The following is a 12145-nucleotide window of genomic DNA, read 5'->3' as shown; positions in this document are numbered from 1 at the left end:
AGGGGTGTGCTTAGAGGCCGTGCATTCTAGCCTAATTCGCAAGCTTTCGGCACCCGCTCTACGCCACGGCTGCCGGGCGGCAGAACCGGACTTGCAGGTCAAAAAAAAGGCAATTGGCTCAGCGCAAACTTCGGGAAACGCCGTCCGCCTCTCGACCTGCCGTTTCTTGCAGCTTGGTATTCAGAGATATGGCTTGGGCAGTGCTTTGCGTATACTGCACCCTATGTTCGCCCACACTGCTTTGCGCCAGCGTTGCGCCAAATGGCTTTTCGCAACCGGTCTCTTTCTGCTGCTCGGTGCCTGCGTTGAAAAACCCAGCACCCTCGAGCGCGTGAAGGAGGACGGTGTGCTGCGCGTGGTCACCCGCAACAGCCCGGCCACCTATTTCCAGGACCGCAACGGCGAAACCGGCTTCGAATACGAACTGGTGCAGCATTTTGCTGACGATCTTGGCGTCAAGTTGCAGATCGAAACCGCTGACAACCTCGATGAACTGTACGGCTCGCTGGGTAAGCCCGCCGGCCCGGTGCTGGCAGCCGCAGGGCTGGTCAGCAGTGCGCGGCGCCAGGCCCAGGTCAAGTACTCGCACCCCTACCTGGAAGTGACGCCGCAGGTCATCTACCGCAACGGCCGCCCGCGGCCAACCGAGGCCAAGGGCCTGGTCGGCAAGAAGATCATGGTGCTCAAGGGCAGCAGTCACGCCGACCAACTGGCCGAGTTGAAAAAACAGTATCCCGCCCTGCAATACGAAGAGTCCGACGCCGTCGAGGTGGTCGACCTGCTGCGCATGGTCGATGAGGGCCAGATCGACCTGACCCTGGTCGACTCCAACGAACTGGCGATGAACCAGGTGTACTTCCCCAACGTCCGAGTCGCCTTCGACCTCGGCGAAAGCCGCGATCAACGTTGGGCGGTGGCTGCTGGCGAAGACAACAGCCTGCTCAACGAGATCAACGAATTTCTCGACAAGTCGCAGAAAAACGGCACCTTGCAGCGCCTCAAGGACCGTTATTACGGCCATGTCGATGTGCTCGGCTATGTCGGTGCCTACACCTTCGCCCAGCATCTGCAGCAGCGCCTGCCCAAGTACGAAAAACACTTCAAGAGCTACGCCAAGGTCGAACAGGTGGACTGGCGGCTGCTGGCTGCGATCGGCTACCAGGAATCGATGTGGCAGCCGGAGGTCACCTCCAAGACCGGCGTACGCGGCTTGATGATGCTGACCCAGCGCACCGCGCAGGCCATGGGCGTGTCCAACCGCCTGGATCCGCGGCAGAGCATCCAAGGCGGCGCCAAGTACTTCATGAAGATCAAGGCCGAGCTCGATGACAGCATTCAGGAGCCGGACCGCACCTGGTTCGCCCTGGCCGCCTACAACGTTGGCTCAGGCCATCTGGAAGACGCCCGGACCTTGGCCAAGCGCGAAAAGCTCAACCCCAACAAATGGCTCGACGTGAAGAAGATGCTGCCACGCTTGGCGCAGAAGCAGTGGTATCGGCAGACCAAGTATGGCTATGCGCGTGGTGGCGAGCCGGTGCACTTCGTCGCCAACATTCGCCGTTACTACGACATCCTCACCTGGGTGACCCAGCCACAGCTCGAAGGCGAGGTCGCCGAAGGCAACCTGCATGTGCCTGGGGTGAACAAAGACAAACCGGCGGAGCAATCGCCGCCGATGTGAGCATGGCGCCGTCAGTCGCCAGCGGCATTGCCTGACTTGCTGGCGCGTCGAGCCTTGAAGAAGTCACTGAGCACCTGGCCGCATTCCTCGGCAAGCACCCCGCCCTCGACCATTACCCGATGGTTGAGAAATCCTTGCCCGAAAAACTGCCCCTGGCTCTGCACGATACCCGCCTTGGGTTCCAGAGCGCCGAATACCACCCTGGACACCCGCGCATGCACGATCAACCCTGCGCACATACTGCACGGTTCCAGGGTCACATACAGCGTGCTACCCGGCAGTCGATAATTGCCGACGGCGTTTGCCGCTGCGCGAATTGCCACCATTTCCGCGTGGGCGCTAGGGTCGCTGTCGATGATCGGCCGGTTGAAGCCCTGCCCCAGCACTTGCCCATTCTGCACCAGCACCGCCCCAACCGGTACCTCACCCAAGGCCGCGCCCTCGGCGGCCAGGGCCAGGGCCATGCGCATGAATTCCTGATCGCGGCTGCGATCGACGATCCGCGGGCGCATCAGACCACCGCGATCGCGGCCATCAGGCCGGTTTCCATGTGGTCGATGACGTGGCAGTGGAACATCCAGGTACCCGGGTTATCCGCCACCAATGCGACTTGAGCGCGCTCATTCTTGCCCAGCAGGTAGGTGTCGGTGAACCACGGTTCCTTGATGTCATGGCGGTTCGAGGCGATTACCTTGAAACTCATGCCGTGCAGGTGGATGGGATGCTGATATTGGGTCATGTTCTTGAGTTCGAAGATGTAGCTCTGGCCCTTCTTGAGCGTGGCGATCGGCCGGTCGGCGCAGGTCTTGTCAGTAATGTCCCAGGCTTGCCCATTGATCTGCCATAGGCTCGGTGGCCGGTCTTGGTCGGTGGTGACCGACACCTTCGCCGCCCATTCGAAATTGAAGTTCAGCTTCTCGGCGTTTTCCAGATCAGGCTCGGCGATGGGGTTGGCCGGCAGAGCAGGTGGCCAAGGGCCGGGCGCTTGGTTGCTGGCCACCGAGCGCAGGGTGCCCAAACGCACGAAGCCGTCCCGCAAGGAAATCTCCTCGCCTGCCTGGGGAATGCGGATGGCCAGGCAAACGCGCATGCCAGGACCCAGCCAATAGTCGTCCTCCAGCAGCCGCGGGGTCACCGGGTTGCCGTCCAGCGCATAGATGCGCGCCTCGCAGTTGCCCTTGAGGTTGATGCGGTAGGTCCAGGTGTTGTCGAGGTTCAGCAGGCGCACCCGCACCACCTGACCCGCCGGCAATTCGGTGACCGCATCGGCCTGGCCGTTGATGGTGATCAGGCGCCCGGCGGTGCCGTTGCGCGCCGCCTCGCGGGGAATGCTGAACGGCAGCCAGCGACCCTGCTCGTCCACGTGCCAGTTTTTCAGGCTCAGGGTGCGCTCATGGGCGAAACCGGTCGGCTCGCGCTCTTCGACGATCAGCGGGCCGACCAGGCCGCGCCCCAGCTCCTCGGAGCTACTGACGTGGGGGTGATACCAGTAGCTGCCGGCATCCGGCACGCGGAACTTGTAATCGAAGTACTCGCCCGGCTTGACCGGCAACTGCGATACATAGGGCACGCCGTCCATTTCCAGCGGCAGACGAATGCCGTGCCAATGAATAGTGGTTTCCACCGGCAGGTGGTTGATGAAGCGCACCCGCAGCCAGGTGCCCTGGCGCACGCGCAATTCGGTGCCGGGCGCCGAGGGACCGAAGGCCCAGGCCTCGGTCTTGTAGCCGGGCACCAGCTCGACGTCCAGCGGGGCGGCGATCAGCTCGTAGTCGTGCCCAGCGTTGTCGTCCTCGACCTTGCCCAGCCAATAGCGCGCGGCGCCACCGGCGCCCAGGCCCACCACTACCAGCCCGGTCAGGCCTTTGAGCATTTGTCGACGGGTGAAGGACATCGGTGCGGGTACCTCGTGTGCTGTGCAATCAAGCGGCCAGCTGGCTGGCGATGAAGGGCGAATACGATACACCTGCAAATGCGAAAGATTAAGTGAAGTGTTGTCACAGCACGGCGCAACGGCCGCCAGGCACTACATAGTTGAAGCGCGCCGACCCGGCGCGCTGCCTACGCTGGCGCCCTCCTCACCGCCAAGGCAACGCCCCCATGAGCCAAACATCGATGGTCTCTCCAAGCGACCGACACACCTTGCAGCAACTGGCCAACGACCTGGTAACTGCTTGTCCGGACATGCGCCAGCAGGCGCGGGAAGTCGCGTTGGACATTCTGCGTCAGCACCGCCTCGGCCACCTGGAGCCTGACAGCGTTTACCTGCACCGTTTCGCCAATGCCCACAGCGCCTCGACGTTCAGCGGCTGGGCCCACAGCCAGCAGCCCATACAATCCTTCACACTGCCGCAGCTGGTCCTGCACCGCTTCAACGCCGAAGACGCCGATAACGCCGACTTGCTCAGCTACCTCAGCGGCTTTTACCTGGACGGGCCAGGCGCGGCCAGCTATGACGCCCATAACGAGGTGGCGCTCAAGCCTGCCGATGTGCTCGCCTATTTCTGGCAGATCGACTTCTGCACCGATTACAACCAGCGGGTGGACAGCTTCTGGGCCAGTCATGCGGATGATTTTCGCACGCTGAGCAAGGTCAACTTCTTGAGTAAAGTCCTGGAAGTCCGACACCAGGCGCCTGGCAGCGCGCTTGCCAAGTGCTGCGGCGAAGTCGCCGAGGCGCTGCTCGCAGGGGCCCCGTGGCCGCCTTCGCTGGCGCAGTTGCAGGCTTCGGTGACCGCGCCGCCAGGCATGCGCCTGTGCACCTTCGACATCGGTGGGTATGTGGCCACCGACATCCTGCGCATCGTCCTGCAGGACGGGCGACAGCTGCTCTATACCCCAGGCGCCGAAGATGCACTGCACCTGTTCGCCGACAGCACCGAGCTGTACTGGTGGGTGCTGATCAACAACAACTACGATGAAAACCGCGCCCGTTTCAGCAGCCACTTCGCCCTGAAAGACCGCGGCCAACGTGGCGACCTGGTCGGGCTCGACCACCTTACCGACCTGCTTTACGAGGGCTGGGGCAAACACACTTATGCCGGGCTCAACCTGCGCGACCAGACCTTGAACGAAGACCCGTTCACCTGGCTGCGCGACCAGGCCCGGCAACGCATGCGCGATGATGCCGAGCATGCCCTGCAGTCCAATGCCGACCTGCGCAAACAACTGTGGATCGGCTACCTGGGTGCCTTCGACCAGGTGTTCGGCCCGCTCGCTGCGCTTGATTGGCCCGTGGCGCTGGTGGCTGTAGGGGCGGGGCTTGCCGAAGTCGGGTTGGACATCGACCAGGCGGTGCATGCTCGGACTACCGCGCAGCGCAAAGCTGCGATCACCGGCGCCATCCTCGCCGCGGTCGGAACCTTGTTTAACGCCACGTTCCTGCTGGGCGCGCCCGGCGAGCTTGCCGAACCCTCGCAAACCCCGCGTCCGGCGCCGCCGGACGGCGAAATCCCCTTCACTGACACGCAGGAGCCTGCGCCCCTGGAACCTGACGCCACCGCGCACAGTGAAACCCAGGCCTGGGTACCGAAGCCGTTCTGGCCGACGCAGACCTCGCGTCTGCTGGCCCCCTTCGAAACCAATGTCCTGCTCAGCACCCAGGCGGGCAGCGGCAGGCTGGCCGGCATCTACGCCCAGCAAGGCAAGTTCTACGCACTGGTCGATTCGCTGCCCTACCAGGTGCGCTACGTCGCCGAATTGCAGCATTGGGTGATCGTCGACCCCGCCAACCCCTACTCCTTCTATAACTGCCACATCATTCGCCTGGACGGCGAAGGCAACTGGCAGTTGGTGCCGCGTCCCAAACTCGACGGCGGCGGGATGAGTTGGCTGAAGGTCTGGGGTCGCTCATCGACAAGCAGCCGAATGGCGCCGCTGCCACTTTCGCCCTACGAAATCCCCGAAGCCCTGCGCCCGGACCTCAGCAGCCTGGCCAATAGCCCGTCGAGTTCCAACGTGCTCAGCGGCACCCATGTCGATATCGGCCACCCTGAGCGCGAAGCCGCCCTGGCCGAGTTTCGCGCCAGGCGCACGCAGCTGGCGACAGATGCAGCGCAGTTCCTTGCCGACCCGACCTTGCCCGAGCGTCCGGCAGTGCCCGAACTCGCCCCGTCCAGCTCGGCAAAAGTCATGCTTGAAGGTGTGTATCAGAACGCCGACGGGCTGGTGGTGGCAGAAGCGCACAGCGGTATCGGCAGCAAGCGCTTGCTGATCGAGAACATGGGCACCCTGCGCAAGCAGAAGGTGCGCACCCTCTACCTGGAACACTACATGACCGATTTCCAGCAGGCCGACCTGGACACGTTCAATCGCACCGGGCGTATGCCCCAGGCCCTGGACCGCTATGTGAATGCCCAGGACATCGGTCACGCCACCGACCCGAGCGGACGCTACACCTTCCGCCGCTTGCTCAAGCAAGCGCAGAAGAACGGCATTTTCATTCAATCGATCGATTGCATGGCCAGCTACCGGCAGGCGTGGGCGGAAGCGACACCTGCGAACTTACGTCAGCAGATGATGAACTTCTATGCCCACAAGGTGATAGAAGCCGATCAGGCACTCAGAGGCCCCAGCAAATGGGTCGCCCTGGTGGGCAATTCCCACAGCGACTTCTACCAAGGTGTGCCAGGCATCGGCGACCTGCAAGGCGCTATCACCTTGCGCTGCGAGGATGTAGCCATCGGGCAGCCGGACATGCTCGATATCGACCCTGGGCTGCAGATCACCCTGCCCAACCAGGGTCAGCTGAGCGTGAAAAGCAACCTGCGCCTGCGTGCCGCCGTGCGCACGCCCGAGCAGGCCGCGGCCAGTATCGAACTACGCCTGATCAGCGCTGGCGACTACCTGATCGACGCCGTGGACGGACAGCAGGTGCTGGTGCACCGCGGCCGTGACGGCGCCCTGCGGCGCACCCCGATCAAGCACGACGGCCGCTTTCTCTACCTCGAGCGCAGCGACTGGCCGTGGATCAACGGCCGGCGCATGCCTGATGTCAGCGACCTGCACACGCGCCTGCAAGCCAAAGGTATGCGGCGCATTGCTCGCTAATCATCAGCGGGCAGGGCCTGGCACAATCGGTTGAACCATCGCCGGTCATCAACGCTTGGCACGCGCATGGCGGCCTGCACCAGCGACGCGTCCAGCAGCACATTGAGGTTGTCCAGGCGTGTGGCGACCGCAGGATGGGTATCGAAGGGATGGGTGCTGGTCAGCTCGAGCACGGTTTCGTCCAGTTGCAGCGGTGCCTGTTGCAACTCGAGCGCCAGCCCCTCCAGCAGGCCGCCACCACCGCACTGGTCAAGCAGGCGCTCGACCACGCCCGCAAGGGCGATGGCACGCAGCAGCGCCTGGGCAAACTGCCTGGCACCCGCCACTTGCGCGCCTGCCTGATCAGCCAGCAGTTCCTGATCACGGCCCCAGCGGTGCACCGCGGCGCGAAACTGCTGCAGGAACAGCGCGGCCATCCATAGCGCTGGACGTACCCCCCAGTGCGGGCCCTGCTCGGCGCCGAGCATCACGGCAAAGTGTGCGCACATCAGGCTGTACTGCGCATTGATCTCACTGCCGCGCTCGGTGTCGCGACTACGGAAATGCCCAAGCTCATGCCCTACCAGCGCGGCAGCCTCGTCCTGGCTCAAAGCGCCAAGCCAAGGCAGCGGCAGGTACAAGGTACGCCCCTGCAGCAGCACCCCACTGGGCTGTAGCACGATCGGCACACTGGTCACGAACAAGCCTTGATCAAGCCCGACCACCACGTGCTCAGGCACGGGCGCCTGCAAGTGCGCGGCCAAACCCTCGATCCACTGCCACAACGCCGGTGCGGCTTGTCGATCCAGCGTGCGCCCAAGAAAGCTCGCCTGCGGCGCGAGCATGACTGGCCACTGCCGGCGCACACGCCACAGCGTGCCGAGGCAGGCGAACAGCACTGTCGCCAGCGGCAGCACAACGAAGAGCACGGTCAACCCGCCGCTTGCCGCGTGACTGACGCCGGCACTGATTTCGTAGAGCAACGACAGGCCAAGCGCACTTGCCAGCAGGCCCAGATAAACGCTCAGCCCCCAGCCCAAAGCGTGCCAGCTGGCGGCCATGCGCGCTTGCAGGTAGCGCGCCGAGCGCAGTGCCCGCCAGGCATCGATGCGCACGTTCAGCGCGGTAGCCAGGCCGCTGAGCAACGCACCCAGGGCAAGCCAGCAGCTCCCCGCAGCCAGCCAGCTGCGCACTGCGAGCCAAGGCCGGTCGTCATCGAGCTGGGTCAGCTCTCGCTGTAACACCGCGTGTGGGTCGACGCGCCCGCGTAACTGCTCGCGCGTAGCCCAGGGCAATGCCTGCAGCAGTTCATCCTCGGGCGCCACCAGCCATTGACGAATGATCTGGGTCTGCGCCTGCCCTTGCTCGGCCCGCCACTGCTGCACCAGGCTCCAGCCCATCAGCGCCAACGGCAACAGCAGCAGGGCCAGGCCCCAGCCGAGTCGTTTGAGCAGCGTCGCGGCGGCGCTTGCAGGCCGGCTCATCGGCCTGTTTCAGCCAACTGCTGGTTCATCCGGCTGCCTGCATCAGCTCCAGTTGCCGCTGCGCATGGGCGGCGTCGCGATAGGCGGCCAAGATCGCCAGCACTTCGTCGTTATCCAGCTTGCGACCATTGCTGGCCAATCCGGCCGACAGGATACGAATCTGCGGGCGCGGCTTTTTCAGGACCATCGCCTGATTACCGAAGAACTGCAGCTTCTTCACCCGGTGCTTGGGCAAAGCAGCCTCGCTGCTCATCTCCAGCGTCTGCATCATCACCAGCCCCTCGTCCTTGACCGCGACGTCCTCGACTTCAGCCAGATCGACCGGTGCATCCAGCGTGTCGACCCACAGCTGCCGACGGCTCAGGCGCATGAACACCTGCGTACCGGCGTTGCGGTGCTGCCAGGTCAAGCCTGCAGTGATCAGGACCAGCACGCCGCAGAAGGCAACCACGCCCAAGCGTTGGGGATCGAAGGTGGTCACCAGCAACACCAGCGAAGCCACCAGCAATACAGGCCCCCACAGGCGGTAGCGCCGCGAATTGGTGAACTCGCTTTGCTCAGGCACGCGCTCGATCACCTGCTTGAGCTCGGTGATCACTCGCTCACACTGGGCCGTACGAGACTGATCGTAGTCGGCGCCCAGCGACCCTGACAGCTCATGCAGCGGCTCGGTGGATTCACTCATGGCATCGCTCCTCGATCACTTTTGCGCTGCAAGGTAGTCGGTGAGAAACGCCTGCGCGTTGCCCTGACGCGACACACCTTCGGAATAGCCCACACTCAGTGGCTGCGGCTCACCTGGCAGGTACAACTCACCTCCCCACATGCCCTGGACGATCAGCGTCACGAACTTCTGGCCATCGACGGTGGTGTAGTAGCGAGTATCCTTGGCGGTCTTCTCGACCTGCATCTTCTGGATGCGCATGTTCCAGTCGTGGTCGACACCTTCGACCTGGACCAGCGCCTCGTTGGCAGCGCGCTCGCCAATGCGCAGCGTCCACACCTTGACGCCCTGCTCGCCGATATACGCGACCACCTGCTCGGCGACTTGCGGGCGCTCTTCAGCATGTACCTGACCTGCACAAAGGCTGAACATGGCCACTGCCAAGGCGACCCATTTGCGATAGTTGAACATGGCTTTTCTCGGTCCTGATGCGAAACAATCGAACATTGAAGCCAGCACGGTAGCCACTGCCAACCCCCTTGACCGGGTCGCACAACAGATAGCCCACTGCGCACAAAACCTGTTGCCAAAAATGTGCACGCGTTACCATTTGCCATCATGCCGCCGACAACCTGGACGCCCAGCGCACATGCCATCGACCAGTCCTTACCTGGATACCGCTTTTTCCTATGATCGCCCCGGCTCACTGGCCAGCGCCGGAGTGCTGGATGCGCGCTCGGCGCGGGTCATGGGTAGCGCCACGGGCCACTATTGGGCGCAGACCGTGCACCAGGGCCTGCAGTACTTCGATTGCAACCTGCAGTTTCCCGAGCCACTGCGCATCGACAAGGTGCTGCCGCCCAGTCTGTGCGTGGTGCAGGTACTCGATGGCACCTGGCAGCACCGGGTCGATGGCACGCTCAATACCTACCAAAGCGGCCAGTTGCACCTGCTGGGCCTGGGTGAGCGCTGCGAAGCCCAGGACCATCTGCCCGCACACAGCCACGCGCGCATGGCCGGGGTACGCATTGCCGCCGGCTATCTGAGTGAGCTGGTAGCCGATGAGCCTCGACTGCTGGCGCTGCTCAAGCTGGCTACAGACGGCATGCACTTCAGCCAACTGCCACAGTGCCCCACGGTTGGCCGCCTGTTGCAACAGTTGTACCTGTCCCCCTACACCGGTGGACTCAAGCGCCTGCACTGCGAGAGCGTGAGCCTGGCCATCGTCCTGGAACTGGCCAGGCACTTCGGTGCTGAGCAGCCGAGCCCTGGCAAGGCCACGCGCGGGCTGCGGGACCTGGCCTTCGAAGCCCGCCATGTGCTCGACAGCAACCTGGCCAACCCGCCTACCGCCGCCGCGCTGGCCCGCCAACTGGGCGTGAGCGAAAGCACCCTGCGCCGGGCATTCAGCCAGGCATTCGGCCGCTCGATCCTGCAGTACGTGCGCGAGCAGCGCATGGAGCTGGCGCGCCTGCTGCTGCTCGAGCGCCGCTGGCAGGTTTCGCAGGTGGCGTATCAGGTGGGGTACGCCAACCCGGCCAATTTCTGCCATGCCTACAAAGCGTATTTCGGTCATCCGCCTGGCATGCAGTGAGTGCGCTATGCCGGAAAAGCAAAAGCCCGCTGTTAGGCGGGCTATTGATAAGCGCGTTGCGCTGACGGCCTAGACCGGACGCGGGATCATTCCCACTCGATGGTCGCTGGCGGCTTGCTCGATACGTCGTAGGTGACGCGCGAAATGCCTTCGATCTCGTTGATGATACGGCCGCTGACGGTTTCCAGCAGCTCGTAGGGCAGGTGCGCCCAGCGTGCGGTCATGAAGTCCACGGTTTCCACCGCGCGCAGGGCCACGACCCAGGCGTAGCGACGGCCGTCGCCTACGACGCCCACCGACTTGACCGGCTGGAACACCACGAAGGCCTGGCTGGTCTTGTGATACCAGTCGGCCTTGCGCAGCTCTTCGATGAAGATGTGGTCGGCGCGGCGCAGGATGTCGGCGTATTCCTTCTTCACTTCGCCGAGGATGCGCACACCCAGGCCTGGGCCTGGGAACGGGTGGCGGTAGACCATGTCGTACGGCAGGCCCAGCTCCAGGCCGATCTTGCGCACTTCGTCCTTGAACAGTTCACGCAGCGGCTCGACCAGCTTGAGGTTCATTTCTTCAGGCAGGCCACCGACGTTGTGGTGCGACTTGATCACGTGGGCCTTGCCGCTCTTGGCACCGGCCGATTCGATCACGTCCGGGTAGATGGTGCCCTGGGCGAGGAACTGAATGTTTTCAAGCTTGCTGGCTTCGGCGTCGAACACGTCGATGAAGGTGCGACCGATGATTTTGCGCTTCTTCTCCGGGTCCGCTTCGCCCTCGAGGTTGTCGAGGAACTGCTTTTCAGCATCGGCGCGGATCACCTTGACGCCCATGTTCTCTTTGAACATGGCCATCACTTGATCACCCTCGTGCAGGCGCAGCAGGCCGTTGTCGACGAACACGCAGGTCAGCTGGTCGCCGATGGCGCGATGCAGCAACGCGGCAACCACCGAGCTGTCGACGCCGCCGGACAGGCCCAGCAGGACGTTGGCCGAACCGACTTGCTCGCGCACCTGGGCGATGGCGTCTTCGACGATGTTGGACGGGGTCCACAGGGCTTCGCAGCCGCAGATGTCCTGCACGAAACGCGACAGGATGCGACCGCCTTGCTTGGTGTGGGTCACTTCCGGGTGGAACTGCACGCCGTAGTAGCCGCGGGCATCATCGAACATGCCGGCGATCGGGCAGCTCGGGGTGCTGGCCAGCACATGGAAGTCGGCCGGCATCTGGGTAACCTTGTCGCCGTGGCTCATCCACACGTCCAGGCCCAGTACGCCATCGGCGTCGATGTGGTCTTCGATACCATCGAGCAGACGGCTCTTGCCGACCACGTCGACGCGCGCGTAACCGAACTCGCGCAGCTCCGAACCTGCCACCTTGCCGCCCATCTGTTCGGCCATGGTCTGCATGCCGTAGCAAATGCCCAGCACCGGCACGTTGAGGTCGAACACGGCCTGCGGGGCACGCGGGCTGTTGGCTTCGTGAACCGACTCGGGGCCACCGGCAAGGATGATGCCGCGCGGATTGAATTCGCGGATTGCCTCATCGTCCATGTCGAACGGGTGCAGTTCGCAGTACACGCCGATCTCGCGCACGCGGCGGGCGATCAACTGGGTGTACTGGGAACCGAAATCGAGGATCAGGATACGGTGGGCGTGAATGTCGAGGGCCATGACTCAATCTCTGGTGCAGCGGCAAGCTTC

The 12145-nt window shown here is 63.6% G+C and carries 9 protein-coding genes; 3 read left to right on the top strand and 6 right to left on the bottom strand.

All coding sequences use genetic code 11. The annotated features are described in order from the left end of the window. Positions 1-223: 223 nt before the first annotated feature. Positions 224-1681: a membrane-bound lytic murein transglycosylase MltF gene (gene mltF, locus FS665_RS07100; RefSeq protein ID WP_145185439.1), complete on the top strand. Its 1458-nt coding sequence runs from the start codon at positions 224-226 to the stop codon at positions 1679-1681. Between the two features lie 11 nt (positions 1682-1692). Here mltF and tadA read toward each other — a convergent pair whose 3' ends face one another. Beyond that, positions 1693-2193: a tRNA adenosine(34) deaminase TadA gene (tadA, locus tag FS665_RS07095; protein WP_145185436.1), complete on the bottom strand. Its 501-nt coding sequence runs from the start codon at positions 2191-2193 to the stop codon at positions 1693-1695. Then, a complete protein-coding gene (locus tag FS665_RS07090; protein ID WP_145185433.1) occupies positions 2193-3575 on the bottom strand; it encodes a multicopper oxidase family protein in 1383 nt (460 codons plus the stop codon). The genes tadA and FS665_RS07090 overlap by 1 nt, the downstream gene beginning before the upstream one ends. A 206-nt stretch (positions 3576-3781) precedes the next feature. Here FS665_RS07090 and FS665_RS07085 point away from each other — a divergent pair, with 206 nt between their 5' ends. Next, complete coding sequence (locus FS665_RS07085) at positions 3782-6730, top strand: membrane-targeted effector domain-containing toxin (protein WP_145185431.1); 2949 nt, start codon at positions 3782-3784, stop codon at positions 6728-6730. On the opposite strand, the gene FS665_RS07080 is transcribed toward FS665_RS07085, so the two are convergent. From FS665_RS07080 to FS665_RS07070, 3 genes are read right to left on the bottom strand one after another with little or no spacing between them, the layout of a single operon-like run. Then, positions 6727-8193 carry a M48 family metallopeptidase gene (locus FS665_RS07080; protein ID WP_145185428.1) on the bottom strand — a complete coding sequence of 489 codons (1467 nt, stop codon included), beginning with the start codon at positions 8191-8193 and terminating at the stop codon, positions 6727-6729. The two genes, FS665_RS07085 and FS665_RS07080, sit on opposite strands and share 4 nt — an antisense overlap. A 25-nt stretch (positions 8194-8218) precedes the next feature. After that, complete coding sequence (locus FS665_RS07075) at positions 8219-8878, bottom strand: hypothetical protein (protein ID WP_145185425.1); 660 nt, start codon at positions 8876-8878, stop codon at positions 8219-8221. Between the two features lie 15 nt (positions 8879-8893). Then, on the bottom strand, positions 8894-9328 hold the full coding sequence (locus tag FS665_RS07070; protein ID WP_145185422.1) for a hypothetical protein: 435 nt from the start codon (positions 9326-9328) through the stop codon (positions 8894-8896). 178 nt (positions 9329-9506) lie between these two features. Here FS665_RS07070 and FS665_RS07065 point away from each other — a divergent pair, with 178 nt between their 5' ends. Beyond that, complete coding sequence (locus FS665_RS07065) at positions 9507-10451, top strand: AraC family transcriptional regulator (RefSeq protein WP_145185419.1); 945 nt, start codon at positions 9507-9509, stop codon at positions 10449-10451. Positions 10452-10537: 86 nt separating this feature from the next. Here the strand turns inward: FS665_RS07065 and guaA are convergent, their stop codons facing one another. Beyond that, positions 10538-12115, bottom strand: coding sequence for a glutamine-hydrolyzing GMP synthase (gene guaA / locus FS665_RS07060; protein ID WP_145185416.1), 1578 nt, complete (start codon positions 12113-12115; stop codon positions 10538-10540). Between the last annotated feature and the right edge of the window lie 30 nt (positions 12116-12145).

The sequence above is a fragment of the Pseudomonas sp. URMO17WK12:I11 genome, from assembly GCF_007677725.1.
GTDB lineage: Bacteria > Pseudomonadota > Gammaproteobacteria > Pseudomonadales > Pseudomonadaceae > Aquipseudomonas.
Note: the sequence above shows the minus strand (reverse complement) of the source record. Positions and strands in the feature narration are given on the sequence as shown.